Annotated in this window: 24 protein-coding genes, 3 tRNA genes and 1 pseudogene; 10 read left to right on the top strand and 18 right to left on the bottom strand. The window is 65.1% G+C overall.

Translation table 11 applies throughout. The annotated features are described in order from the left end of the window. Window positions 1–5: 5 nt before the first annotated feature. The gene (locus Q8Z05_RS14680) at window positions 6–1,016 is read right to left on the bottom strand and encodes an alpha-ketoacid dehydrogenase subunit beta (protein ID WP_305940343.1); all 1,011 of its coding nucleotides are present in this window, start codon (window positions 1,014–1,016) and stop codon (window positions 6–8) included. Continuing rightward, window positions 1,016–2,194, bottom strand: a complete 1,179-nt coding sequence (gene pdhA / locus Q8Z05_RS14675; protein WP_305940342.1) for a pyruvate dehydrogenase (acetyl-transferring) E1 component subunit alpha — start codon at window positions 2,192–2,194, stop codon at window positions 1,016–1,018. The genes Q8Z05_RS14680 and pdhA overlap by 1 nt, the downstream gene beginning before the upstream one ends. 196 nt (window positions 2,195–2,390) lie before the next feature. Here pdhA and Q8Z05_RS14670 point away from each other — a divergent pair, with 196 nt between their 5' ends. Next, window positions 2,391–2,864, top strand: a complete 474-nt coding sequence (locus Q8Z05_RS14670; protein WP_305940341.1) for an Lrp/AsnC family transcriptional regulator — start codon at window positions 2,391–2,393, stop codon at window positions 2,862–2,864. A 120-nt stretch (window positions 2,865–2,984) separates the two neighbouring features. Further along, the gene (locus tag Q8Z05_RS14665; protein WP_305940340.1) at window positions 2,985–3,833 is read left to right on the top strand and encodes a hypothetical protein; all 849 of its coding nucleotides are present in this window, start codon (window positions 2,985–2,987) and stop codon (window positions 3,831–3,833) included. A gap of 104 nt (window positions 3,834–3,937) precedes the next feature. Here Q8Z05_RS14665 and Q8Z05_RS14660 read toward each other — a convergent pair whose 3' ends face one another. After that, a complete protein-coding gene (locus Q8Z05_RS14660) occupies window positions 3,938–5,557 on the bottom strand; it encodes a solute symporter family protein (protein ID WP_305940339.1) in 1,620 nt (539 codons plus the stop codon). Then, the gene (locus tag Q8Z05_RS14655; RefSeq protein WP_305943579.1) at window positions 5,554–5,934 is read right to left on the bottom strand and encodes a DUF485 domain-containing protein; all 381 of its coding nucleotides are present in this window, start codon (window positions 5,932–5,934) and stop codon (window positions 5,554–5,556) included. Before Q8Z05_RS14655 ends, Q8Z05_RS14660 begins: the two co-directional genes overlap by 4 nt. Window positions 5,935–6,133: 199 nt before the next feature. Here Q8Z05_RS14655 and Q8Z05_RS14650 point away from each other — a divergent pair, with 199 nt between their 5' ends. From Q8Z05_RS14650 to Q8Z05_RS14635, 4 genes are read left to right on the top strand one after another with little or no spacing between them, the layout of a single operon-like run. Then, window positions 6,134–7,351 carry a sensor histidine kinase gene (locus tag Q8Z05_RS14650; protein WP_305940338.1) on the top strand — a complete coding sequence of 406 codons (1,218 nt, stop codon included), beginning with the start codon at window positions 6,134–6,136 and terminating at the stop codon, window positions 7,349–7,351. 45 nt (window positions 7,352–7,396) lie between these two features. Then, entirely contained in the window at window positions 7,397–8,116 is a 720-nt protein-coding gene (locus tag Q8Z05_RS14645; RefSeq protein ID WP_305940337.1) for a LytR/AlgR family response regulator transcription factor, read from the top strand. Next, on the top strand, window positions 8,113–8,463 hold the full coding sequence (locus Q8Z05_RS14640; protein ID WP_305940336.1) for a DUF485 domain-containing protein: 351 nt from the start codon (window positions 8,113–8,115) through the stop codon (window positions 8,461–8,463). The genes Q8Z05_RS14645 and Q8Z05_RS14640 overlap by 4 nt, the downstream gene beginning before the upstream one ends. Before the next feature lie 7 nt (window positions 8,464–8,470). Next, complete coding sequence (locus Q8Z05_RS14635) at window positions 8,471–9,967, top strand: sodium/solute symporter (protein WP_305940335.1); 1,497 nt, start codon at window positions 8,471–8,473, stop codon at window positions 9,965–9,967. Between the two features lie 65 nt (window positions 9,968–10,032). Here Q8Z05_RS14635 and Q8Z05_RS14630 read toward each other — a convergent pair whose 3' ends face one another. From Q8Z05_RS14630 to rpsB, 6 genes are all read right to left on the bottom strand, one after another. Next, window positions 10,033–10,617: a DivIVA domain-containing protein gene (locus Q8Z05_RS14630; RefSeq protein WP_305940334.1), complete on the bottom strand. Its 585-nt coding sequence runs from the start codon at window positions 10,615–10,617 to the stop codon at window positions 10,033–10,035. A 79-nt stretch (window positions 10,618–10,696) separates the two neighbouring features. After that, window positions 10,697–11,617, bottom strand: coding sequence for a phosphatidate cytidylyltransferase (locus Q8Z05_RS14625; RefSeq protein WP_305940333.1), 921 nt, complete (start codon window positions 11,615–11,617; stop codon window positions 10,697–10,699). After that, complete coding sequence (gene frr / locus Q8Z05_RS14620; protein WP_305940332.1) at window positions 11,617–12,174, bottom strand: ribosome recycling factor; 558 nt, start codon at window positions 12,172–12,174, stop codon at window positions 11,617–11,619. Before frr ends, Q8Z05_RS14625 begins: the two co-directional genes overlap by 1 nt. A gap of 111 nt (window positions 12,175–12,285) precedes the next feature. Then, complete coding sequence (pyrH, locus tag Q8Z05_RS14615) at window positions 12,286–13,023, bottom strand: UMP kinase (RefSeq protein WP_028272131.1); 738 nt, start codon at window positions 13,021–13,023, stop codon at window positions 12,286–12,288. A 148-nt stretch (window positions 13,024–13,171) separates the two neighbouring features. Further along, window positions 13,172–14,008 carry a translation elongation factor Ts gene (tsf, locus tag Q8Z05_RS14610; protein ID WP_305940331.1) on the bottom strand — a complete coding sequence of 279 codons (837 nt, stop codon included), beginning with the start codon at window positions 14,006–14,008 and terminating at the stop codon, window positions 13,172–13,174. Between the two features lie 134 nt (window positions 14,009–14,142). Beyond that, window positions 14,143–15,015 carry a 30S ribosomal protein S2 gene (gene rpsB, locus Q8Z05_RS14605; protein WP_305940330.1) on the bottom strand — a complete coding sequence of 291 codons (873 nt, stop codon included), beginning with the start codon at window positions 15,013–15,015 and terminating at the stop codon, window positions 14,143–14,145. 527 nt (window positions 15,016–15,542) lie between these two features. On the opposite strand from rpsB, the pseudogene Q8Z05_RS14600 reads away from it, so the two are divergent. Further along, window positions 15,543–15,905: pseudogene (locus Q8Z05_RS14600) on the top strand (M23 family metallopeptidase); the annotation flags it as partial. 58 nt (window positions 15,906–15,963) lie between these two features. Here the strand turns inward: Q8Z05_RS14600 and Q8Z05_RS14595 are convergent. From Q8Z05_RS14595 to Q8Z05_RS14570, 6 genes are all read right to left on the bottom strand, one after another. Next, window positions 15,964–17,154 carry an acyl-CoA dehydrogenase family protein gene (locus tag Q8Z05_RS14595; RefSeq protein ID WP_305943578.1) on the bottom strand — a complete coding sequence of 397 codons (1,191 nt, stop codon included), beginning with the start codon at window positions 17,152–17,154 and terminating at the stop codon, window positions 15,964–15,966. Between the two features lie 242 nt (window positions 17,155–17,396). Beyond that, window positions 17,397–17,470: transfer RNA gene (locus tag Q8Z05_RS14590), tRNA-Ile, on the bottom strand. Between the two features lie 134 nt (window positions 17,471–17,604). Further along, on the bottom strand, window positions 17,605–18,801 hold the full coding sequence (locus tag Q8Z05_RS14585; protein ID WP_305940329.1) for a glycosyltransferase: 1,197 nt from the start codon (window positions 18,799–18,801) through the stop codon (window positions 17,605–17,607). A 110-nt stretch (window positions 18,802–18,911) separates the two neighbouring features. After that, window positions 18,912–19,817 carry a DMT family transporter gene (locus Q8Z05_RS14580; RefSeq protein WP_305940328.1) on the bottom strand — a complete coding sequence of 302 codons (906 nt, stop codon included), beginning with the start codon at window positions 19,815–19,817 and terminating at the stop codon, window positions 18,912–18,914. After that, window positions 19,817–20,440 (bottom strand): CDP-alcohol phosphatidyltransferase family protein, encoded by a 624-nt coding sequence (locus Q8Z05_RS14575; protein ID WP_305940327.1) that lies wholly within the window; start codon window positions 20,438–20,440, stop codon window positions 19,817–19,819. The genes Q8Z05_RS14580 and Q8Z05_RS14575 overlap by 1 nt, the downstream gene beginning before the upstream one ends. Before the next feature lie 54 nt (window positions 20,441–20,494). Then, on the bottom strand, window positions 20,495–21,352 hold the full coding sequence (locus tag Q8Z05_RS14570; RefSeq protein WP_305940326.1) for a phage holin family protein: 858 nt from the start codon (window positions 21,350–21,352) through the stop codon (window positions 20,495–20,497). Window positions 21,353–21,536: 184 nt separating this feature from the next. Between Q8Z05_RS14570 and Q8Z05_RS14565 the strand changes: the two genes are divergently transcribed. The 3 genes from Q8Z05_RS14565 (at window position 21,537) to Q8Z05_RS14555 (ending at window position 23,466) form a co-directional block, all read left to right on the top strand. Next, window positions 21,537–22,760 carry a multidrug effflux MFS transporter gene (locus Q8Z05_RS14565; RefSeq protein WP_305940325.1) on the top strand — a complete coding sequence of 408 codons (1,224 nt, stop codon included), beginning with the start codon at window positions 21,537–21,539 and terminating at the stop codon, window positions 22,758–22,760. Between the two features lie 46 nt (window positions 22,761–22,806). Continuing rightward, the gene (locus tag Q8Z05_RS14560) at window positions 22,807–22,986 is read left to right on the top strand and encodes a hypothetical protein (protein WP_305940324.1); all 180 of its coding nucleotides are present in this window, start codon (window positions 22,807–22,809) and stop codon (window positions 22,984–22,986) included. 66 nt (window positions 22,987–23,052) lie between these two features. Then, entirely contained in the window at window positions 23,053–23,466 is a 414-nt protein-coding gene (locus tag Q8Z05_RS14555) for a hypothetical protein (RefSeq protein WP_305940323.1), read from the top strand. 89 nt (window positions 23,467–23,555) lie between these two features. On the opposite strand, the gene Q8Z05_RS14550 is transcribed toward Q8Z05_RS14555, so the two are convergent. Then, window positions 23,556–23,628, bottom strand: a tRNA-Asn gene (locus Q8Z05_RS14550). Window positions 23,629–23,754: 126 nt separating this feature from the next. Then, a tRNA-Asn gene (locus Q8Z05_RS14545) sits at window positions 23,755–23,827 on the bottom strand. Between the last annotated feature and the right edge of the window lie 60 nt (window positions 23,828–23,887).

The following is a 23,887-nucleotide window of genomic DNA, read 5'->3' as shown; positions in this document are numbered from 1 at the left end:
GGCGCTCATCCTTCCAGCCCGCTGAGGGAATTGGGACGGCCCAGGGCACGGTCCACACCGTCAAGGATTCTGTCCAGACCTGGCAAATGGTGCATTTCAACTTTCGAGTAGGGGTACGGGATATCGAAGCCCGTGACGCGGACCGGGGCGGCTTCAAGGTGGTAGAAGCAGCGTTCGGTGATACTCGCGGCCACTTCGGCTCCGAGCCCGCCGGACTGACCGGCCTCGTGCGTGATCACCAGCCGTCCCGTCTTGCGCACCGAGGCCTCCAGCGTTGCGAAGTCCACCGGGGCCAGCGAGCGCAGGTCGATCACCTCAATGGAGACGCCCTCGTCCGCCGCGGCCAGGGCGGCGTCCTTGGCGGTCTTGACCAGCGGACCGTACGCAACGAGCGTCACGTCCGTGCCTTCGATCACCACCCGCGCCTTTTCCATGGACAGCGCGGCGCCGGGTTCGATGGACTCGTCCACCTCGCCCTTGTCGTGGTAGCGGCGCTTCGGCTCGAAGTACAGTACCGGATCGTCGAGGGCGATGGCCTGCTGGATCATGGTGTGTGCGTCCTGCGGCGTGGAGGGGCTGACCACGCGAAGGCCGGACGTGTGGGTGAAGTACGCCTCCGGAGACTCCGAATGGTGTTCCGGCGAACCGATGCCGCCACCAAACGGCACGCGGACGGTGATGGGCATCTTCACGGCGCCCTGCGTGCGGTAGTGGATCTTGGCCACCTGGGACACAATCTGGTCGAAGGCGGGATAGATGAACCCGTCGAACTGGATTTCCACCACCGGCCGGTAACCCCGGTAGGCAAGGCCGACGGCGGTGCCCATGATCGCGGACTCGGCGAGCGGAGTGTCCACGACGCGGTGTTTGCCGAAGTCCTTCTGCAACCCGTCGGTCACACGGAAGACACCGCCGAGGGTGCCGATGTCCTCGCCCATCAGGATCACCTTGGGGTCGTTTTCGAGGGACTTGCGGAGCCCGGAATTGATTGCCCGGGCAAAGGTCATCTGCGTCATCAGCGAGCACCTTCTTCTGAGTTGGCTCCTGCGGGATCGCCGAAGGAAGCCAGGTAGCGGGAGTAGTGGTCCTCCTGGCGGTCCAGCCAGGAGTTGGGGGTGCTGTAGACGTTCTTGAAGATATCCATCGGCTCCGGATCCGGCATGTTGATGCACCCGGCCCGCATTTCCCGGGCCACGGCGTCGGCCTTGGCAGCCACCCGGGCCTCCAACTGCTCCGTCAGCAGCCCCTTGCGTTCCAGCAGGCCCTTGACCCTGGCAATCGGGTCCTTGGCCGCCCAGTCCTCAAGTTCGTTGGCATCCCGGTACCGTGTGGGGTCGTCGGCAGTGGTGTGCGGTCCCATCCGGTAAGTGACTGCCTCGATGAACGTGGGCCCTCCGCCGTGACGGGCCCGTTCGATTGCCTCGCGCGTGGCCGCCATCACCGCCAGGACGTCATTGCCGTCCACCTGGACGCTGGGGATGCCGAACCCGGCGGCACGGTCGGCGATCCTGATGTGTGACTGCAGCCGGACCGGTTCGGAAATGGCCCAGTGGTTGTTCTGGCAGAAGAAGACCACCGGGGACTGGAAGCTGGCGGCGAAGACCATCGCCTCGTTGACGTCGCCCTCACTGGTGGCACCGTCGCCGAAATATGTGATGGCCACGGAGTCGGCGCCGTCATTCTGAATGCCCATGGCATAGCCGGTCGCATGGAGGGTCTGGGCGCCGATAATGATTTGGGGAGTGGCCATGTTAACCGTGTAAGGGTCCCAGCCTGAGGACGCATTGCCCCGCCAGACCGTGAGGATGTCCGCCAGGTCCACGCCGCGGCAGTAGGCGACGCCGTTCTCGCGGTAGCTGGAAAACACGAAGTCATCGTCCCGGAGCGACCTCGCGGAACCTATCTGGGAAGCCTCCTGCCCCAGCATCGGCGGCCACAGGCCAAGCTCCCCCTGGCGCTGGAGGGCGGTGGCTTCGGTATCGATCCGGCGGATGACCACCATATCCTCGTACAGGGACGCCAACTGCTCATCAGTGACTTCCCGAACCCAGGCGTCGTACTGCGGATGACTGACTCGCTCACCCCCGGGAGTGATCAGTTGGACCATGCTGCCGCCCGCCCCGTGGTGATGTCCTGCACTGCTGTCCGGGCCGCCTGCAGCATTGCCGCCCTGACCCAACTCGTCTGTAAACACAGTTGCACGCAACCTTCATACGTCGTGTCACCGGCGCTCAAGGAACTCGTGATCCCCGTGCACGCCAGCCGCCCGGGCGCCGTTGCCCCGGATAATTGTGACGATACTCACAATGCTCATTGGGTACAACCACCGCAACAGAAACTGAGCAGAATGCCCTGTAACAGCCTCTAAGGCCGTGCTAATCTTGCGCATTATGCAAGCTTTGGATGGCACTGACACCCGGCTCCTCTCAGCCCTCGCGAAGGATCCGAAACGAACGGTGGTGGCCCTGGCGCAGAAGCTCGGGCTCTCGCGCAACACCGTGCAGGCCCGGATGGCCCAGCTGGAGAAGAAACATGTCTTCCTGTCCTTCGAGCGGCGCATTAATCCGGCGGCACTGGGATACCCGCTGATGGCGTTTATTTCCGTCCATGTGCAGCAGCAGAAGCTGGGACAGCTGGCAGTGGACCTGGCCGGCATCCCGGAAATCCTGGAAGGCTACGGCCTGACCGGCTCGGCCGACCTCCTGCTGCGGGTGGTGGCGCTGGACGCCGAAGACCTTTTCCGGATCAACGGCAAGATCCTGGCGTGTGACGGGGTGGACCGGACCGATACGGCGCTCGCCATGGGAGAGCTCATCCCCTTCCGGATCCAGCCGTTACTGGAGCGGGGCCCCGCCGAAGCGTGACGTGCCGCTTCCGGCTGATGATGCCGGGGGTTATAGGCTGGGTCGAGTTGAACGAATCGCGGCCGGGAACGGCCCGTGCAATCAGGCAGTGGCCAGGCCGGCTGCCGGAAAGGCTTGATCTTGGGCAATCCTCAGGAACCGAACCAGCCTGACGAACCGGATGCAGGCGGCGAGCGGCGCCGGCGGCAGCCTCCTCCCGTCCCGCCATACGACCCTTCCGGACCGCAGATGCCGCCACCGCACTACGGGTCCCCCGGGCACAAGACTCCCGATGAGCACGGGGCTCCGGGCGAGCATGGAATTCCGGGACAGCAGCCGATCCCGCATTACGGCGAACCCGAGTACGGTCAGCCCCGGCACGGTCAGCCGCAACCCGGCGATCCCCGCGAGGGTCAGCCGCAGGACGTAACCCCGCAGCCCGGCACCCCGCAGTACGACGGCTCCCAGCCCGCTCACCCGCAGTACGGAAGCTCCCCCTACGGCGCTCCGCAATACACCGATCCCGGGCCCTATGGCGTCCCCGGCCAGCACCCGCCTGCCAAGAGCCGCAAGAAGCTGTGGATCATCCTGGGCATCGTGGGCGGTGTTCTGCTGCTGGCCATCGTGGGAGTCGCACTAGTGGTCAACCTCGTGGGCGGCGCAACCAGCAAAGCCAAGGGCCTGGCGGAGGACTTTACGCAGCTCGTCATTGCCGGCGACACTGACACCGCCTATGACGACTTCCTGGACCCGGCCCTCCAGGACAAGCTCTCCAAGGAGGAATTCGCCGCCGGCGTCCAAAGCCTCGAACTGGACGAGACCTGCGAGCCGACGTACAACGACTTCAAGGTCAGCAGCGACAACGGCAACAACGCCGCCGACGTCGCCGGGGTCATCAGCTGCGACGGCAAGGACGTGGACCTCGCATACCGTTTCGACGGGAACAAGGACATGAAGATGATCAACATCAAACTCCGCCCAAAGGCCTGACCGCCACGCCGCAGCGACGCAACACCACAGGACGCAACACCACAAGACACAACAGGAGCTCCCGTCATTGACGGGAGCTCCTGTTGTTTTTGTCGGCCCGGGGCCTAGTGGTCCACTGCCTTCTCGGCACCGACGCCGGTCAGGGAACGGACTTCCATTTCGGCCTGCTTGGTGGTGTCTTCCAGCTTCTTGTCCAGCACCGAACCGAGCCAGCCCAGGAAGAACGCGAGCGGGATGGAAACGATGCCGGGGTTGCTGAGCGGGAAGATCGCGAAGTTGGCGCCCGGGATCATGGACGTCTTGGCGCCCGAGACCACCGGCGACAGGGCAATCAGGATGATCGCCGAGCCCAGCCCGCCGTACATGCTCCAGATGGCGCCCTGGGTGGTGAACTTACGCCAGAACAGCGAGTACACGATGGTGGGCAGGTTCGCCGAAGCAGCCACGGCGAAGGCGAGCGCCACGAGGAACGCCACGTTCTGGCCGTTGGCGAAGATACCGCCGGCAATGGCCAGGAGCCCGATGACCACGACGGTGCGCCGGGCAACCTTGACCTCCGTGTCGGCGTCGGCCTTGCCCTTGGCGATAACGCTGGCGTAGATATCGTGGGCAAACGACGCCGCTGCCGTGATGGTGAGGCCGGCCACGACGGCCAGGATGGTGGCGAACGCGACCGCCGAGATAAAGCCGAGCAGCAGCGGACCGCCGAGGTGGAACGCCAGCAGCGGTGCGGCCGAGTTGACGCCGCCCGGAGCCCCCTTGATGGTTTCGGCGCCTACCAGTGCTGCAGCACCGTAGCCCAGGACCAGGGTGAACAGGTAGAACAGGCCGATCAGCCAAATGGACCAGACCACTGACTTGCGGGCTTCCTTGGCGGTGGGCACCGTGTAGAAGCGCATCAGGACGTGGGGCAGGGCCGCGGTGCCGAGCACGAGGGCCAGGCCCAGGGACATAAAGTCAAGCTTGGACGTCTCGGTCTTGCCGTACTGCAGGCCGGGGTTGAGGATGTTCGGGTTGCCCGAAGCCTCCACCGCGCCGCCGAGGAGGTCGGAGAGGTTGAAGCCGTAGATGGCGAGGACCCAGAAGGTCATCACGGCAGCGCCGGCAATCAGGAGCATGGCCTTGATGATCTGGACCCAGGTGGTGCCCTTCATGCCGCCGATCAGTACGTACATGATCATCAGGGCGCCGACGACGATAATGACCAGCGCCTGTCCGCCCCAGTCGCTGATGCCCAGGAGCAGGGAGATCAGGCTGCCGGCTCCTGCCATCTGCGCCAGAAGGTAGAAGAAGCAGACAGCAAGGGTGGAGATGGCTGCCGCGATGCGGACCGGGCGTTGCTTCAGCCGGAAGGAGAGGACATCGGCCATGGTGAACTTGCCGGTGTTGCGGAGCAGTTCGGCGACGAGCAGCAGGGCGACGAGCCAGGCGACCAGGAAGCCGATGGAGTACATGAAGCCGTCATAGCCGTTGATCGCGATGGCGCCGGTAATGCCCAGGAACGAGGCGGCGGAGAGGTAATCGCCGGCGATGGCGGTGCCGTTCTGCGGGCCGGTGAACGACCGTCCGGCGGCGTAGTAGTCTGCGGCCGTCTTGTTGTTGCGGCTGGCCTTGATCACAATGATCATGGTGACCGCCACGAACAGGCCGAAGATGCCCATGTTCAGCAGGGTGGTTTCCTTGAGGTCCGCAACGTCAACGGCGGCCGGAATCATGAGCGTCATTTGGTTACCCCGCTGATTTTGTTGCCTTTCTTATCGAACTCGTGGCCTTCGATTTCGTGCCGGATTTCTGCGGCGATGGGATCGAGGCGCCGGTTGGAGTAGCTCACGTACCAGCCGGTGATCGCGAACGTGGACACAAACTGCAGCAGGCCCATGATCAGCCCGATGTTGATGTTGCCCCAGACCTTGGTGGACATAAAGCCGACGGCATAATCGGCCAGGAGGACGTATGCGAAGTACCAGAGCAGGAACGCAACGGCCATCGGAAAGACAAAGCTGCGGTGACGCTTGCGCAGTTCCTGGAACTGCTTGGTCGACTGGACTTGCTTGAAGTCCACGGACGCCGCTGCGTCCGGAGTTGGGGCATCGTTACCCATCATTCCTCCTCATTGAGACTTGCTGTCCACACCTGCTGCCCCTGTCCCCCACAGACAGTCCCAGCCAATGTGACTGCAATCACTGTGCCCCGTGATGCGGCTTACAATCCAGAGAAGCCCGCCGGGCCGTCGCTCAGCGGTCCCGATGCTGCGCCAAACGGCGCCCCGCGGCTCCGCCGGGCAGGCTACGCTGGGCACCATGCCGGACTCCCCCTTGTTCACCGCCGCGGCCGTTGCCGTGATCGCGATGGCGATCGCCGTCGTCGTCTTCGTGGGACTCAAAGTCCTGCGGTCCTTCCGGGAACTGGGAACCGATGCGGAACGGGCCACCTACAAGACCCTGCACGCGGCGTCACGGGCCGGCCAGCACCTGCGCACCGGGCTGAACCCCGCGGGCGCGGCGAAAGCCAGCAGGCAGCTGCGCACCATCCTGGGCTGCGATGCCCTGGCCATCACCGACACATCGGGGGTCCTCGCCTGGGACGGCGCCGCGGAAGAACTGAAACCGTCCCTGATGGGACTCGCCGCGAAAGTGCTCGACGGCGGCCACACGGCGGTGATCCCGGCAGGCGAGCTGCTGATGCTCGCCGGAGACACCGCCTCCGGCCCGATCACGCCCGACGTAGAACGCGCAGTGGTCATTGCCCCCATCAAGGCCGGCGCGCGGGTGGTGGGCGTGGTGGCGGCCTTTGCGCCGTCCGCGGGCGCCGGGCTGGTCAGGGCCACCGGCGAAGTGGCCGACTGGGTGGCGGCCCAGGTTGAACTCGCCGAACTCGACGCCTCCCGGACCCTCCTCATGGAGGCCGAAGTCCGGGCCCTCCGCGCCCAGATTAGCCCGCACTTCATCTACAACTCCCTGAACGCGATTGCGTCCTTCATCAACACGGACCCTGTGCGGGCCCGGGAACTGGTGGTGGAATTTGCCGACTTCACCCGCTACTCGTTCCGCCGCCACGGGGACTTCACCACCCTCGCCGAAGAGCTCCGGTGCATCGACCGCTACCTGCTGCTGGAACGGGCGCGCTTCGGCGACCGCGTGCAGGTGAGCCTGCGGATCGCCCCCGAGGTGCTGAGCACGGTGATCCCGTTCCTCAGCCTGCAGCCCTTGGTGGAAAATGCCGTCCGGCACGGCCTGGAGGCCAAGGAAGGTCCGGGGCATATCACCATTGCGGCAAATGATTCCGGCGCGTTCGCCGAGGTAACCATCGAGGACGACGGCGTGGGGATGGATCCCGAACAGCTGCGGTCCATGCTGGCCGGACACAGCGACGGTGACCATGTGGGGCTGCGGAACGTGGATGCCCGGCTCCGCCAGGTGTACGGCGAGGACAACGGCCTGGTTATCGAAACGGCACCCGGCGAGGGAACACTGATCACCATGCGCGTTCCCAAGTCGCAGCCCGGCCACGACGCCTGAGCGCCACGGGCCTCACCAGCCGGAGCGCCGGGATAATCTAGAACCATGATTAACGTCCTCGTCGCCGACGACGAGCTGCCCGCTGTTGAGGAACTGGCCTTCCTGCTGGGCCGGGACGACCGGATCGGGGCCATCCACCGGGCGTCCTCCGGCGCCGAGGCCCTCCGGGTCCTTGATGCCGAGACGGTGGACGCCGTGTTCCTGGACATCCACATGCCCGCCCTGTCAGGCCTGGACATTGCCCGGGCCATTTCACGCAGCAGCAATCCGCCGGCTGTCGTGTTCGTTACCGCCGACGAGGACTGCGCCCTGGAAGCGTTCGAACTTGCCGCCGTCGACTACCTGCTGAAACCCGTCCGCGCGGAACGCCTGGCCAGGTCGGTGGGCCGCATCAGCGAACTCATGAAGGACGGCGGAGCACCGCCGGAAATGATCACGGTGGACCTCGGCGGCACCACGCGGATGATCCGGCGCGACGACGTCACGTACGTCCAGGCACAGGGCGACTACGCCCGGCTGCACACAGCGGATGCCAGCTACCTCATCCGCGTCCCGCTGGCCGATCTGGAGCAGCAGTGGGCCGAGGCAGGGTTCCTTCGCACCCACCGGTCCTACCTCATCGCCCTCAACCACGTGAGCCACATGAAGCTCGCCTCAGCCCGGCCGACCGTCACCGTGGCCGGGGCCGAACTGCCCATCAGCCGCCGCCACCTGCCGTCTGTCCGGGAGAAGCTCGAAACCACCCGGATCCGGCCGCAGGCATGACCCGCGTCAGGGTGACGGCCCCGCGGTCTGCGGCAAAGCCGGTGATGGATTCCCGGGTAGCCGCCGAGGAGTCCGATGTGGGCCAGGTGTTTGTCCGGTCCCTGATCCGCTCCCAGCTGCGCCTGGCGCTCGTGGTGGCCGCGGGGTTCCTGCTGATCCTGCTGGCGTTTCCGCTCATGCTGGGGCTGGTTCCCGGGCTGGCGGAGGCGAAGATCGCGGGCATCCCCTTCGGCTGGTTTCTCCTCGGCGCCGGGATCTACCCGGTGATCGGGCTCAGTGCGTGGCTCTACATCCGGACGGCCGCCCGCAACGAGGCCCGGTACCGGGACCTGGCGGAGGACAAGTGAGGCGGCGTTGAACCCGGTGGTGGGCATCGCGGCGTTGGTGGCCGTTTCCGTGGCCACCGCCGTCATCGGGTTCTACGGGCTGCGGATCTCACGCACGACGGGCGACTTCTACGTGGCATCCCGGACAGTCCGCCCGTGGTGGAACGCGTCAGCAATTGGCGGTGAGTACCTGTCCGCCGCCAGTTTCCTGGGTGTGGCCGGGCTGGTGCTGCTCTCCGGCACGGATGCACTCTGGTTTCCTATCGGCTACACCGCGGGATACCTGATGCTGCTGCTGTTCGTTGCCGCACCGCTCCGGCGCTCGGGCGCCTACACCATCCCGGACTTCACGGAAGTGCGACTCGATTCACGTGCTGTCCGCCGCGTCACCAGCCTGGTGGTGGTGGTGGTGGGCTGGCTCTACATCGTGCCGCAACTACACGGCGCGGCCCTGACAATCCGCATCACCACCGGGTTGCCGTCCTGGGTGGGATCCGTGGCGGTAGTCATTGTGGTGTGCCTGACGGTGGTGGCCGGAGGGATGCGCTCCATCACTTTTGTGCAGGCGTTCCAGTACTGGCTGAAACTCACGGCCTTGGCGGTGCCCATTGTGTTCATCGCCCTCGTGCTGGCGGGCAACGGGACACCGGCCCTGGCCGAAGCCAACACGAACCCCACAGGGCTGGCTCCCACCGGGCCCTACCAGAACATCTCGCTGCTGGTGGCGCTGCTCTTTGGCACGCTGGGGCTGCCGCACGTCCTGGTGCGGTTCTACACCAACCCTGACGGGCAGTCGGCCCGCCGCACCACCCTGATCGTGCTGGGGCTGCTCTCCGTGTTCTACCTCTTTCCCACCGCCTACGGACTGCTGGGCCGCATGTTCGCCCCCGGCCTCGCACAGGGCGGCCGGTCGGATGCGCTGGTCCTGCTGCTGCCAGGCCGGCTGATTGGCGGACCGGCCGGGGACATGCTCTCGGCGCTGGTGGTGGCGGGGGCGTTCGCCGCGTTCCTGTCCACCACGTCCGGGCTTGTGGTCTCCCTGGCCGGCGTCATCAGCCAGGACGTGCTGGGCGGGAGTGTCCGCGGCTTCCGGCTGGCAGCCCTGGTTTCGGCAACCGTGCCGCTGGGCTTTGCGTTCATGACCGACTCCCTGGCGTTGGCCGGCAGCGTGGGCCTGGTGTTCGCGTTCACTGCCTCCACGATCTGTCCGGCCCTGTTGCTTGGAATCTGGTGGCGGGGCCTCACGGATGCCGGTGCCATCGCCGGCATGGTGACCGGCGGGGTGCTGTGCGGCGGCGCCCTGGTTGCCGGAGCCCTGTCCGGTCCGGCCGCATCCGGCGCCGCAATGCCGCAGTGGCTGGCACAGCCGGCCGCCTGGACGGTCCCGGCCGCCTTCGCCGTGATGGTCCTGGTCTCCCGTGCCACCAAGGGCCGCGTGCCGCGGACGCTGACGAAGGTGATGACCAGGCTGCACACGCCGGAACGCCCGCTGGCCACCGAACGCCAAGGCACCCTTGAACACTAGGGGCCTTTGAACGCCAGAGGCTGGTGAACGCCAGGGATTGCCCCGACGGCGAACGCCCGCAGCCGTCAGTCGATGGCCGCCATGAGCTCGACCACGCGGTCCAGGAAGGCGTCCACCTGAGTTTCTTCGTAACCGTCCTTGCCCTTGGCCTGACGGAAAACCGCGCGGCGGACGTTGTCAACGCTGAGCGGCTGGTCATGCTCGAGGTAGCCGATGAGGTCGTGGCACAGGTTGTCCACGTCCACAGTGTTGTAGCTTCGGACCCGGCCGCCCGCCGGCCGGCGGAACCGTTCGCCGTCGTGGCGGTGCAGCCGGCCGCGCAGGAGGCCGGACAGCTTGCCGATTTCACGGAGCCACGCGTCCTCGCCGCGCGCTGCGATGAGCTCATCACGTTCGCGCCGGGCGAAGGCATCTTCCAGGCGGTCCAGGGCTGCGTCGACGCCCGCCGCGGCGTAGCCGCCCTTGACGGGATCGAAGCAGACGGCCCGGACGTCGGCGCTCTTGATGACGTGGGCGGCCGCCCTCGGGTTCTCGAACGAAATCCGTGCGCGCTGGAGGAACTGGTCCACCTGCTTGGCGTTGTAGCCGTATTCGTTCCGCTGCACGCGGTCAAATGACGCAGGGATCTGCCGTTGAATGTCCACTGTCACGTTGCTTTCCTTCAGTGCTGATCAGCTGTTTTTGCTCCGCACCAGTCTAAGGCGCCGAGTTGTTGCCGGGCAGGAAGCCTCAGGCCCCGGAAACGGCTGTGAACAGGATAAATGCCGCCGGGGAGGCGAAGACGATTGAGTCCAGGCGGTCCATCACGCCGCCGTGGCCGGGCAGGATGCTACTCATGTCCTTGATGCCGAGTTCCCTTTTGACCATGGATTCGGCCAGATCGCCGATGGTGGATGCGGCCACCATGCCGACGGCGAGCACCACGCCCACCCACCACGGCTTGTCCAGCAGGAAAAGGCAGGCCAGGACGCCGACGGCAGTGGCGCCGGCGATGGAGCCTGCGAACCCTTCCCAGGATTTCTTGGGGCTGATCTTGGGCGCCATGGGATGTTTCCCGAAGGAGGCTCCCACGAGGTAGCCGAACGTGTCGTTGGAAACAACCAGCAGGAGCATCGTGGCGATTTGCCATGCTCCGGCCGGAATCACTCCGCCCGGCCAAAGGCCCACGGGCGCCACGCTTCCCGTCCCGTGCAGCGGAAGGATCGCGAAGCTGATGAAGAACGGTACCCACGCCATGGTGAAAACGCCGGCAAAGATGCTGCGGGCCGACCCTGCGGCGCTCTCGATGGTCCGCCACAGCAGCACGGCCACGCTGCTTGCCACCAGCGCAAAGAGCAGGCTCTCCAGCCCGCCGAAGTACGCAGCGAGCGGCATTCCCACCGTGCCCACCATCACCGGAACGATGGGCAGGCGGGTGCCGCTAACCTCAAGGGCCCGGAAGATCTCCCAGACGCCAAACACGGCGAACGCGGTGGTGACCAGGACAAAGCCGAGCGGCAGGAACAGGAGGCCCCCCAAAACGGCGAAAAGCATCGCGAGACCCACCACAGTGGCGGCTGGAAGATTCCTTCCCGCCTTGGGCGTTGGGTTGGCGCGTTGCTTCCCCCGGACCCGGACCCTGGGTCCGGGCCCCTGCTGTGCCTGATCCATCAGACCTCGAGCAGCTCGGCTTCCTTGCGCTTGAGCAGATCGTCGATGCCGTCAACGTGTGCTTTTGTGATGGCGTCGAGTTCCTTCTCGCCGCGCGCGCCCTCATCCTCGCCCGCTTCGCCGTCCTTGACGAGCTTGTCCAGGGTTTCCTTGGCCTTGCGGCGGATGTTCCGGATGGACACCTTGGCGTCCTCGCCCTTCGCCTTGACGATCTTGACGTATTCCTTGCGGCGTTCCTTGGTCAGCTCCGGAATGGTGATCCGGATGACGTTGCCGTCGTTGGACGGGTTGGCGCCCACCTCAGAGTCGCTGAGGGCCCGTTCGATATCGCGCAGGGCGGTCTTGTCGAACGGGGTGATCAGGATGGTCCGGGCGTCCGGGATCGCGAAGGAGGCCAGCTGCTGCAGCGGGGTGGGTGAGCCGTAGTAGTCCACCAGCACCTTGTTGTAGAGGCCCGGGTTTGCCCGTCCGGTGCGGATCGAGGCGAAGTCTTCCTTGGCTACCTCGACTGCCTTGTCCATCTTGTCCCCGGCTTCGAGCAAGGTTTCTTCGATCACGGTCTCTCCTCAGAAATTGGTGCATTCCGGCTGGCCGGAACAATGCACGGTTCGTTCCGTCTTTGCGGCCCGCCCACCGGGCCGGCCTTCCTCAAATCATCCTAGCCGTTGCTAGGGGGTGACTACGGTGCCCAGCTGCTCTCCGCGGATGGCCCGGGTGACGTTGCCTTCGCCTTCCATGCCAAACACCACCATGGTGAGGTTGTTGTCCTTGCACATGGTCATGGCGGTCTGGTCCATCACGCGGATGTCGCGGCGCAGGGCGTCGTCATAGCTCAGGCGGTCAAGTTTCTCGGCGCCGGGATCCTTCTTGGGGTCCGCCGTGTAGACGCCGTCCACCCCGCTTTTTGCCATCAGTACGACGTCGGCGTGCACTTCCAGCGCACGCTGGGCAGCCACGGTATCGGTGGAGAAGTAAGGCAGCCCGGCGCCGGCTCCGAAGATCACGACGCGACCCTTTTCCATGTGGCGGATGGCGCGGCGCGGGATGTAGGCCTCAGCCACCTGCCCCATGGTGATGGCGCTTTGCACGCGGGTTTCCACTCCCGCCTGTTCCAGGAAGTCCTGGAGGGCGAGGCAGTTCATCACGGTGCCCAGCATACCCATGTAGTCGGCGCGGGAGCGGTCCATGCCGCTCTGGGACAGTTCGGCTCCGCGGAAGAAGTTACCGCCGCCCACGACGATCGCAACCTCGACGTCGGGAACTGCTGCGGCGATCTGCTTGGCGACTCCGCGGACGGTGTCCGGGTCCACACCCAGCTTGCCGCCGCCGAAGACCTCGCCGGAAAGTTTCAGGAGGACGCGACGCCGGCTCTTCTCTGACTGGACAGAATTGTTGACGGTTTCCATGGTGCCTTCCCGTAAATGAGCTCTGAGCTAGGTTATCGTGCCGGATGGCCAAAGGTGCTATTTCCTCCGGCCGTAAACGCAGCCTGAAACGCTGCGGTTGCATGCAAAAGGGGCGGCCACCGAAGTGACCACCCCTTTGCGTGACTAACTAGGAACCGACGCGGAAACGCGCGAAGGCAGTGCCCTTGACGCCGGCCTCTTCGAGGACCTGCGCCACAGACTTCTTGGCATCCTTGGCGAATGCCTGGTCAACCAGGACTTCACCCTTGTAGAAGCCCGTCACGCGGCCTTCCACAATCTTGGTCATGGCAGCTTCGGGCTTGCCTTCAGCTTTTGCCGTTTCCTCGGCGATGCGGCGCTCGGACTCAACCAGCTCAGCCGGAACGTCTTCGCGGCTCAGGTAGTTCGGAGCCATTGCGGCAATGTGGACGGCGACGTCGTGTGCAGCGGTCGCTGCAGCTTCGCCTTCGCCGTCGACAGCGAACAGGACGCCGACCTGGGCCGGGAGGTCCTTGGAGGTCTTGTGCAGGTAGGCGTCAACCGTGCCGCCCTCGATGCGGGAGATCCGGCGGACAACAACCTTCTCGCCGAGGATTGCGCCTTCTTCGACAACAACCTCGGACAGCGGCTTGCCGTCAACTTCGGTGGCCAGCAGGGTCTCGATGTCGGCTGCGCCGGACTCGACCGCTACGGCCAGGACCTTGTCGGCCAGCTGGATGAACTTGTCAGCCTTGGCGACGAAGTCGGTCTCGCAGTTGACCTCGATCATCACGCCGACGCCGCCGGCAACCTTGGCAGCAACCAGGCCTTCAGCGGTGGAGCGGCCTTCACGCTTGGTAGCGCCCTTCAGGCCCTTGATGCGGATGATCTCGATGGCCTTTTCAGCGTCACCGTTGGCCTCGTCAAGAGCCTTCTTGACATCCATCATGCCGGCGCCGGTGCGCTCGCGCAGAGCCTTGATATCAGCGGCAGTGTAGTTCGCCATGTGAACCCCTCTGTCTAGAAATTTGTGTGGTGTACGGACTGACAGGACGGCAGCTCACCGAGTGAGCGGCCATCCTGTCAGAAACCCCCGGCACTGCGGACAGTGCCGGGGATGGTCCAGATTTACTTGTCTGCCTACTTGGCAGCGTCGGCTTCGCCGGCTGCAGCTTCGGTTGCCTCGGCAGCTGCCGGGGCTTCCTCTGCGGCGGGAGCCTCTGCAGCGGCGGGAGCTTCTTCAGCCTTGCTGCCTTCGAGGAGCTCGCGCTCCCACTCGGCCAGCGGCTCTTCCGGAGCTTCCGTGGTGCCGGTTGCGCGCTGGTTACGGGCGATCAAACCCTCGGCAACGGCGTCGGCAACAACGCGGGTCAGCAGGTTGACGGAGCGGATGGCGTCGTCGTTACCCGGGATCGGGAAGTCGACTTCGTCCGGGTCGCAGTTGGTGTCCAGGATGGCAACAACCGGGATGTTCAGCTTCTTGGCCTCGTCAACGGCGAGGTGTTCCTTCTTGGTGTCCACGATCCAGAGCACGGACGGTGCCTTGGTCAGGTTGCGGATACCGCCGAGGTTGGTTTCCAGCTTGGTGAGTTCACGGCGAAGGAGCAGCAGTTCCTTCTTGGTGTACGCGGAGCCGGCGACGTCGTCGAAGTCGATCTCTTCGAGTTCCTTCATGCGCTGGATACGCTTGGAGACCGTCTGGAAGTTGGTCAGCATACCGCCGAGCCAACGCTGGTTGACGTACGGCTGGCCAACGCGGGTGGCCTGCTCGGCGATGGATTCCTGCGCCTGCTTCTTGGTGCCGACGAAGAGAACGGTGCCGCCGTGTGCAACGGTGGCCTTCACGAACTCGTAGGCGCGGTCGATGTAGGACAGCGACTGCTGCAGGTCAATGATGTAGATGCCGTTGCGCTCCGTGAAGATGAAGCGCTTCATCTTCGGGTTCCAACGACGGGTCTGGTGTCCAAAGTGGACGCCGCTGTCAAGCAGCTGGCGCATAGTTACGACGGGCATGCCGACGCTCCTTCCGGCAGGTCATTCATGAGAGAGCCCATGGCTCTCTTACCCTGCCAATAGTTGACGGTTGATTAGCTTCGCCCAGGCGGGCGTTACTCCTGGCATCCACTGCGCTTCCCATCCGTGCCATATGGCAGGGACCGCAGGAGGCGCAGTCCTCCGCACCGGAAGCGTGGAGCTTCTTCTGAGGAGGGCTGGATACGCGTAGTCAGCCGCTGCTCCCCCGCACCTCTGAATGAGACGTGCTGACTAGAACGACCGGATGGACCAAGCGACCAGAAGATGGCATGAACCGCCGGCCGGGCATCGTTGAGGGCACAGCAAACTGCTCCACCAAGTGTACTACAGCGGCCCCGCCGAATCAGACCAGTTCCAGGCCCTGCCGCGCCCGCCCCCACGCCCGCAATGCGCGCCAACAAAGCGTCCCGCATAGCGTGCCGCCCGGCTTGTCCACATAGCCAGGGGCATCCCTTCCGGCCGTCACCCGGGGGTTGGAAGCTGAAGGGATGAAAGCCCGAGCCGTCCCTGCCGCCATTTGGATGAGCGGGCACCGCGGCGTGGACCTCCAGGCGGCGGCCGACGGCGCCCCTGTCACCGCGCCGGAGTCCGGCACCGTCAGCTTCGTGGGCGTAGTGGTGGACCGGCCCGTGATCACCATCGACCACGGCAACGGCCTGCGCAGCAGTTTTGAGCCGGTGGAGAGCAGCCTGCCGGCCGGCGCGGCGGTATCGAAGGGGGATGTCCTCGGAACGGTGGTGGCGGGGCACTGCGCGATGACGCAGTGCGTGCACTGGGGTGTGCGGCGGGGGGAGGACTACATCAACCCGCTGTCCCTTGTCACAGACCTGCGGCCCTCCATTCTGCTGCCCGTGGGTGCGCCGGACTGAGGATGAAGGGCCGCGATGGGATCAGCGGCGGGCGCCCTCGAACGGCCGCCCGGGACGGCTACACGATCGCGGAAATCCCGGTGATGGCGCGGCCGGTGACCAGGGTGTTGATCTCGTGGGTGCCTTCGTAGGAGTAGATCGCCTCGGCGTCGGAGAAGATCTTGGCCATCTCGAAGTCCGTGACGATGCCGTTGCCGCCCAGGAGGCTGCGGCCGATGGCCACGCTTTCGCGCATCCGCGCCGTCGTGAAGGCCTTGGCGAGGGCGGACTGCTCGTCCTTGGCCTCCCCGGCGTCCTCAAGCTGGGACAGGCGGACCATCATGCCCATGGAGCTGACGGCGTTGCCAAGAATCTGCACGAGCTGGTTCTGGACCAGCTGGAAGGAAGCGATCGGCCGGCCGAACTGGCTGCGTTCCACGGCGTAACGGCGGGCGACGTCAAAGGCCGCAAGCTGCTGTCCGACGGCCTGCCACGCCACGGCAAGACGGGTCACCTTCAGGACCTTGTTAGTGTCCCTGAAGCTGTTGGCGTTGGCGAGCTTGAAGAAGTCCGGCACCACGACGTTCTCGAGCGTGATGTCGGCGTTCTGGACGGTGCGCAGGGAGATCTTGTTTTCAATCTTCGCGGCGCTGTAACCCTCGGTCCGGGTATCAACAAGGAACCCCTTGACCTGGTTGTCGGCGACGTCCCGGGCGTAGATGACAACCCAGTCGGAGAACGTGGCATTGCCGATCCAGCGCTTGGCGCCGTTGAGGACCCAGCTGTCGCCCTCGCGGCGGGCGGTGGTGCGGGTGCCGCCGGCAACATCGGAGCCGCCCAGCGGTTCAGTGAGGCCGAAGGCGCCGATCTTTTTCAGCGAATAGATGTCAGGCAGCCAGGCGTCCTGCTGTTCCTGCGAGGCAAGAGCCTCGATGGAGCCCGTGAACAGTCCGTCATGGACGCCCAGGAAGGTGGCGATGGAGGTGTCGGCGCGCGTGGCTTCGGCATGCAGGATACCGGCGAACAGGTTGGAGTATCCCTGGCGCCGCACGGGGCTGACGAGGTCGATCTCAGCCAGCTTGGGGATCAGGTCCATCGGGAACTCGGCCCGGTTCCAGCAGTCCACCGCGATCGGCTTGACTTCGCGGGCCAGGAAATCCCGGACTTCGGCCAGCCGGTCGCGTTCCTTGGCGCTGAGCAGCTGCTCGAAGGCGAAGAAGTCGCCGTCGGCGTACGGCAGGTTGTTGATGTCGATTGCAGCTTTGGACATGGTGTTCCTCACGGTGATCAGCGGCGACCAGTAGGGGCGGGTGTCGCGCATGCGCTTAAGTTACTCATGAGTAACATACCGCAGGGCGCGGCGGCGGGCAAGCGAAAACCGTGCCTTGCCGAGCCCGCAGCGGCAACAGAAAGAGCCGCGGCCGATGTCTGAACATCGGCCGCGGCTCCCTGGCATAGGTGCTGTTGGCACTGGATTCCCCGGCCCGGCTGCGCCGGCGGCTGGAAATCTTGTAGGGCTACTCGGACTTGAACCGAGGACCTTAGGATTATGAGTCCCGCGCTCTAACCAGCTGAGCTATAGCCCCGTGCGCCCTGCGGACTGCCGGCTCCACACGGAGCCTCGGCAGTTCCGGGGCAAAAACACTCTAGCAATAGTAATGGCCTGATACGCGCACCAGCACTCCGGAAGCCGGCGGCGCACACGAACTCCCCGCAGGGATTAGACCACTTTGTCGTCGTAGGTGGACCCGCGGTAAAGGTCTTCGAACGTCTGCAGGGTCCCCTGGATGCTGTGCGGTTCCACCATACAGCGGCTGGCCTTGCCCATCGCCGCCAGGTCCTCAGCCGGCAGCTGCAGCACTTTGGTGATCTTGGCGGCGATGTCGTCGCTGTCGTTGGGCGTGAAAAGGTAGCCGTTCTCGCCGTCGCGCACCAGGTGCGGCAGCGCCATGGCATCCGCCAGCAGCACAGGGGTGGAAGCGGACATGGCCTCCAGGGTGACCAGGGACTGGAGTTCGGCCGTTCCCGGCATGCAGAACAGGTCCGCCTTGATGTAGGCCTCGCGAAGTTCGGCATCGCTGGCCAGGCCCAGGAACTTCACGCGCGGTTCCAGTCCCAGCCGGGCCACCTGCGCTTCGAGGGCGGCACGGACCTCGCCTCCCCCGACAATCTCCAGGTGGACGTTCAGCTCCGCGGGAGTCTTCGCCACGGCGTCGATGAGGACGTCGACGTGCTTCTCTTCAGCCAGGCGGCCCGCGAACAGCACCGTGGGGTGCGGGGGCCGCTCGATCACTTCGCCCTCGCGGAGTTCGTACGCAGCCGAGTCAATGCCGTTGGAGAGCGGCAGGACCTTGCGCAGGAACGCGTGCTGGTGCATTGCCTTGGCGGCCAGCGGCGTGGGCGTGGTGACGACGTCGGCCCGCCCCATGACCTTGCCCATGTCCTTCCAGGAGATGCGTCCCACGATGTCCTTGAACCACTGCGGGAACGGCAGGAAGGGGTTGAGGTTCTCCGGCATGAAGTGGTTGGTGGCCACGATCCGCACTCCGCGCCGTTCGGCTTCGTAAAGTACATGCTCGCCGATCATGTAGTGGCTCTGGATGTGCACTACGTCCGGCTTGACGCGGTCGAACAGGAGGCTGATTTCCTTCTTGATCTCCCAGGGGAACGTGATCCGGAAGTACTCGTGCGTGGGCACTGAGTGGGAGCGGATCCGGTGGACAGTGCCCTCCGTCCGGAACTCGGTGAAGCTCTTGCCCTTGTCCTGCCGGCACGCGAGCACGTGTACGTCGTGTCCCCGCGCCGTCATGCCCTTCGCCAGCCGGTATCCGAACTGCGCGGCTCCGTTGACGTGGGGCGGGTAAGTGTCCGCAGCAATCAGGATAGTAAGTGGTTGCTGGCTGTCGGGCATGGTCACGTGGAGAGCTCCTGGTGGTCACGGTGCGGTCAGCGCTGGCTGTGGCGGCCGGCTGGCCCTCGGCGCAGTCGCGCCGGGACTTCTGGTGAAGTCTGGGTATCACTCGCCCCCTAGGACACCCGCCCTGCGGCCTTGCGCGCGTCCTTCTTGCGCTTGGTCACTTCGGGATGATGCCGCGAGAGGGCGATTACCCCCACGATAGCAAGGGAAGCGGCCGCCCCCATCGCAATCGCCAGCACGGCGTGGACATCCGGACGGAGTTCGCCGAGGATGGCGATGCCGATGGCGATTCCCACGATGGGGTCGATGACCGTCAGCCCGGCGATGACAAGGTCCGGCGGACCGCCTGAGTACGCCGACTGGACAAACCATGAGCCCAGCACGCCCGCGGCAACGATGGCCACCACGGAATACCACTGCACGTTGAGCAGTGCCAGCCCGTTGGGGTCGAGCAGGTGCTTGCCGATGATGCGTGTCAGCACTGCCACGAAGCCGAAAAGTACCCCCGCCCCCAGGATGTAGATGAAGGCGCTCATGCGGTGCTTGAACACCAGCGCCAGCGTGCCGAACAGCCCCACCGCGAGGGTGAGCAGCAGGACGATGGTGAGTTCGTCGTCGAAACTTACGTGATGGTTTTCCTGCGTTGCGTTTACGGCCAGCAGGACGAAGGCCGCGGAGCCGGTGACGCAGGCCGAGATGGCCACCACCGTGGCCCGGTTGATGCTCAGGCCCTGATCCTTGGCATTGACCACAGTGGTGATGACCAGTGCGATGGCCCCGATCGGCTGCACCACCGTCAGCGGCGCCGAGACGAGGGCGACAGCGTTCATGGCCATGCCGGCGCCAAGCAGCAGCAATCCGAAAACCCAGCGCGGGTTGCGGACGAGCCGGAGGAAGCCGTGGGAGCTGAGCGCCAGCCCGCCGGTATCCGCCTTAACCGCACTTCCCTGGCGCTGCGCTCCGATGGCGAGGCAAAAGGCACCCAGCACCGCCAGGAAGACGGCGAGCCACACCATCAGCCGTGTCCGCCGTCGTTCGCAGCCTTGAGCCTGCCCTTACGGATGATGGCCCGGAAGTAGTTGTAGGCGGCCACCCAGTGGCCGATGAGGCCGAGGCCAAGGAAGATCCATGCCGCCACGAAATATACCTCGATCAGCGGGATGGGCAGTTTGGCGAGCACCAGCAACGGGGTGCCCACGAGCAGGAGCGCTGTGCGGATTTTTCCGATGCGGCTGACGGGGAGGTCGGGGTGGCTGCGGAAGTAGTACAGCGAAACGGCCATCAGGATGGCGTCCGGGACCACCAGGGCAGTCAGGTACCACCATTCCACGACGCCGGCGATGACGAGGGTGACGGCCACGGCAATGAGCGCCATCCGGTCGGCTATCGGATCCATGATCCGGCCCAGCCTGGACGTCTGGTTGAAGCGGCGGGCAATGTATCCGTCCACCCAGTCCGTACTGCCCATGACCACCAGCACGATCGTGGCGAGGGCGTACTCCTTTTGCCCGAGGACCAGCCAGATGAACAGCGGCACGCCCATGAAGCGGACGACCGTCAGAATGTTCGGGATGGTGAAAACGGCGTCACTGTCTACGTGCCGTTGGCCCGGACGCGCTCCTGCGTTAATGAACTTCATCCCTCACCTCCTTCGATTCCCGCTTCGGCTGCCTGGGTGTGGCGCCGGTAAGTCCTAGCCCTTGAAGAGCTTGCGAAGGAGAACGACGAGGACAGTCGCAGATGCGACCAGCGCGGCCAGCGGCTTCCAGCGCGCCCCGGCCTGGCTTTCGCCGGCGCGGTTCAGGAAGGTGGATGCGGAGTGGCTGAGGGATTCCATCTGGTGGCCGGCGCGGGCCTTGCCGGACTTCAGCCGGGCTTCCGTCGCAGCCAGCAGCAGCTGCGCCTGCGTCTTGACGTCAAGCTCCTCGCCTAGTTCGTCGCGGACGCCCGTCAGGTGCCGGCGGCGCTTGTCCAGGCGGCTGCGCAGTTCAGCTTCCGTGGGGGCGGGCACGTCAACCTTTTCGGCAGCGGCCTTGGCTTCTTTTTCGGCCTTTTCCTTGGCCGCCTTCGCATCCTTGGCGGCTTTGGCGGCTTTGGCCTCCGCGGAGTTCGGATCAAGGACGGCCGGGTTGAATTCCGAGCCTTCCTTCACGATGCCGAGATCGTGCTTGAGTCCGCGGATGGTGTCTTCCGGCACCAGCGGCATGGCCTTCTTGAATTTGCGCATGCCGATCAGGGCGCCGATGAGGGCGATGACAAGGAAGACCGCGCATACCAGGAGGGCTGCCAGCCAGGCAGGCATGATGGTGGCGAGCCCCATGATGGCGGCCACGATGAGCCCCGTGATGAGGAAGGCGACGAACACCAGCGCCACAGCGAGGAACGCGGCAGCCACCCCGACCTGGATGCCCTTGCGCTTGACTTCGATCTTCGCGAGGGCGATCTCGTCGTTGAGCTGCCGGGGTGCCAGTTTGGCAACAAGCCTCAGCGTTTTGGGCAGCGCTCCAATGCTCAGTCCGCTTGTTGTCCGGCCGCTGTGTCGTCCGCTCATCGATCCCGCCTAACTGGTTCCATCTTTGATTCGGATTCCGTTGGATTCCGGGGGCCTGCGCGGCTTCACACACTCCCCGTTGACAAAACTATCATTCAGCTTCGGGCCCTTCTTCGGGTAATAACCCGTGGCGCGCCCTGCAACGCTGTAAAAGTGTGATCCGGGAGCCCTAGGATTGGTCCCTGTGAGCATTCCCGCCAATCCGGGCGACTCCCTGAGCCGCGACCGGAAAATCCTGTACATCCTCCTCCTCGGCTCCCTGACGGCGCTCGGTCCTTTTACGATCGATCTCTACCTGCCGGCATTTCCCGCCCTCGAGGCGAGCCTCGGGGTGTCCGAAGCTGAAGTCCAGCTCACGCTGACAGGCACTACCGTGGGTTTCGCCCTGGGACAGCTGGTGGTGGGGCCGCTGAGCGATAAGTTCGGGCGGAGGCTGCCGCTGATCCTTGCCACGGCGCTGCACATCACCGCCTCGCTCGGCGCAGCCCTGTCCACGGACCTGGCCACGCTGGGGATTTTCCGGGTGCTCATGGGCATTGGTGCGGCCGGCGGCGGCGTGGTGGCCATGGCCATGGTGCGGGACCTCTTCTCGGGGTACGCCATGGTGCGCATGTTCTCCAGGATGGCGCTGGTCAACGGCCTGGCCCCGATCCTGGCGCCGGTCATCGGCTCCCAGCTCCTGCTGATCATGCCCTGGCCGGGCATCTTCTACTTCCTGGCGGGGTACGGCACGCTGGTGATCATCGCCGCCATCCTCCTGGTGCGCGAAACCCTGCCCCCGGAACTCCGGGGCCAGTCCGGGCTGACGGCGGGCCAGCGCTACAAACTGCTCTTTTCGGACCGGATGTTCGTGGGCCTGCTGATGCTTGGCGGCATGAACTTTGCCGGGCTCTTCGCCTACCTCTCCGCTTCCCCCTTCCTTTTCCAGAACATCTACGGGTTCACCCCCCAGCAGTACGGCCTGCTCTTCGGCATCAACTCGCTAGGCATCGTGGCCGGTGTGCAGACCAGCTCCCGGGTGATCAAGCGGGTTCCGCCGCAGTGGATCCTGGCCTGTTCCACGGCCTGGATGTTCCTGATGGCGCTGCTGATCGTTGTTTTCGACCAGTTCGGCCTCGGGCTCTGGGGCGTGATGGTACCCCTGTGGTTCTACATCCTGGGTACCGGCTTTACGTTCCCCTGTGTCCAGGTCCTGGCCCTCTCCAAGCACGGAGCCCAGGCAGGAACCGCCGCATCGCTGCTGGGAGCCGCGACCTTCATGATGGCCGGCCTCGTTTCCCCGGTGGTGGGCTGGTTCGGCGAAATTTCGGCAACCGTCATGGGCGGCGTCCAGGCCACCAGCATCCTGCTGGCCGCGGCGGCGCTGTGGCTGGTGGTCCGCCCGCGCACGGTTCCCTCCATCCACTAGCGCCCGCCATCCGCCAGCGCCGAAGCCGCCCCGGTACGCTGGACCCATGGCCACAAGACCGCACCGCAACCGCAGGGGACTGTTCCTCGGCGCGGTGCTTGGCGCCGTCGCCGGTTACTTCGCCGGGCGGGCGATGGGGAACCCGGCCATGGGCATCATCCTCGGGGCGATCGCCGGCTCCGCGCTGCTCTACCGGGTCAATCCCGGCCCTTGGAACCGACCCTGACAAGCTGCCGGGGGCACGGGCTTTGTGCCCCTGTTCCGGCAATTGCCCGCGCGATAAAGTTGTTCTGTGCCCGACTGGCAGAAGCATCATCCTCCCCTTCCGGCCACGTGGCAGCGATGCGACGACGCCGGCATCCTGCCTCTGTGGTGGGAACGGCTGTGTTCTCAGACAAGTCCCCAGTCGGCAGCGCTCTACGCCGCGGGACTTTTCACTGAGGACCGGCGCCGCCCCATCGCGCAGTGGTTCAACCCCGCGTCCAACGCCGCGCTCCTCGTGGCCCCCGAAACGTCCCCGGAATGGCCCGTCCAGCGGTTTGGCATCTTCTATGCACCGCCCAATAGCGGCTTCACCAGGGTGCACTCGGCGCCGCATGAATGGCACCCGCGGGAGCCCCGGAAGTCCCCCACGGAAGCGGAAGCGTTCCGGGCCGCCATCGACGAGGCCGAGCGCTTCCTGCAGGTGGAGATGGACTTCGTCTGAACCTGGACAAAAAGTCTGAACCGGAATAAAGAAGACTGGAATAAAAAAGGCCCCGCAACCGGCTGTTCGCCGGCCACGGGGCCCGTCCGCTCCTCCTGCTGGACTTGAACCAGCAACCCTTCGATTAACAGTCGAATGCTCTGCCAATTGAGCTAAGGAGGAATGAAGCAGGTATGACATTAGCAAAGGTTTTGCCCCAATGTGAAATCGGCTTCCCCTACTCTCCCAAATACCCCGCCCGGGTATAAAAAAGTCCCCGTCCCGGTGACCCGGAACGGGGACTGCGCGCTCCTCCTGCTGGACTTGAACCAGCAACCCTTCGATTAACAGTCGAATGCTCTGCCAATTGAGCTAAGGAGGAATGAAGCGGGTACTAGCCTAGCAAACACACCGGCTGGAAGCGAAATCAGAAGTGGAATCG

The organism is Arthrobacter oryzae (genome assembly GCF_030718995.1).
In the GTDB taxonomy this organism is placed as follows: Bacteria; Actinomycetota; Actinomycetes; order Actinomycetales; family Micrococcaceae; genus Arthrobacter; species Arthrobacter oryzae_C.
The sequence above is the reverse complement of the archived record's forward strand: the minus strand, read 5'-3'. Positions and strand labels throughout refer to the sequence as shown.

What these genes read in the sequence shown, in the direction of transcription:
- Q8Z05_RS14680 (WP_305940343.1), bottom strand. Translation starts at nt 1,016, where the DNA reads ATGACGCAGATGACCTTTGCCCGGGCAATCAATTCCGGGCTCCGCAAG.
- Q8Z05_RS14670 (WP_305940341.1), top strand. Translation starts at nt 2,391, where the DNA reads ATGCAAGCTTTGGATGGCACTGACACCCGGCTCCTCTCAGCCCTCGCG.
- Q8Z05_RS14660 (WP_305940339.1), bottom strand. Translation starts at nt 5,557, where the DNA reads ATGACGCTCATGATTCCGGCCGCCGTTGACGTTGCGGACCTCAAGGAA.
- Q8Z05_RS14655 (WP_305943579.1), bottom strand. Translation starts at nt 5,934, where the DNA reads ATGGGTAACGATGCCCCAACTCCGGACGCAGCGGCGTCCGTGGACTTC.
- Q8Z05_RS14650 (WP_305940338.1), top strand. Translation starts at nt 6,134, where the DNA reads ATGCCGGACTCCCCCTTGTTCACCGCCGCGGCCGTTGCCGTGATCGCG.
- Q8Z05_RS14645 (WP_305940337.1), top strand. Translation starts at nt 7,397, where the DNA reads ATGATTAACGTCCTCGTCGCCGACGACGAGCTGCCCGCTGTTGAGGAA.
- Q8Z05_RS14640 (WP_305940336.1), top strand. Translation starts at nt 8,113, where the DNA reads ATGACCCGCGTCAGGGTGACGGCCCCGCGGTCTGCGGCAAAGCCGGTG.
- Q8Z05_RS14625 (WP_305940333.1), bottom strand. Translation starts at nt 11,617, where the DNA reads ATGGATCAGGCACAGCAGGGGCCCGGACCCAGGGTCCGGGTCCGGGGG.
- pyrH (WP_028272131.1), bottom strand. Translation starts at nt 13,023, where the DNA reads ATGGAAACCGTCAACAATTCTGTCCAGTCAGAGAAGAGCCGGCGTCGC.
- tsf (WP_305940331.1), bottom strand. Translation starts at nt 14,008, where the DNA reads ATGGCGAACTACACTGCCGCTGATATCAAGGCTCTGCGCGAGCGCACC.
- rpsB (WP_305940330.1), bottom strand. Translation starts at nt 15,015, where the DNA reads ATGCCCGTCGTAACTATGCGCCAGCTGCTTGACAGCGGCGTCCACTTT.
- Q8Z05_RS14595 (WP_305943578.1), bottom strand. Translation starts at nt 17,154, where the DNA reads ATGTCCAAAGCTGCAATCGACATCAACAACCTGCCGTACGCCGACGGC.
- Q8Z05_RS14580 (WP_305940328.1), bottom strand. Translation starts at nt 19,817, where the DNA reads ATGGTGTGGCTCGCCGTCTTCCTGGCGGTGCTGGGTGCCTTTTGCCTC.
- Q8Z05_RS14575 (WP_305940327.1), bottom strand. Translation starts at nt 20,440, where the DNA reads ATGAAGTTCATTAACGCAGGAGCGCGTCCGGGCCAACGGCACGTAGAC.
- Q8Z05_RS14570 (WP_305940326.1), bottom strand. Translation starts at nt 21,352, where the DNA reads ATGAGCGGACGACACAGCGGCCGGACAACAAGCGGACTGAGCATTGGA.
- Q8Z05_RS14560 (WP_305940324.1), top strand. Translation starts at nt 22,807, where the DNA reads ATGGCCACAAGACCGCACCGCAACCGCAGGGGACTGTTCCTCGGCGCG.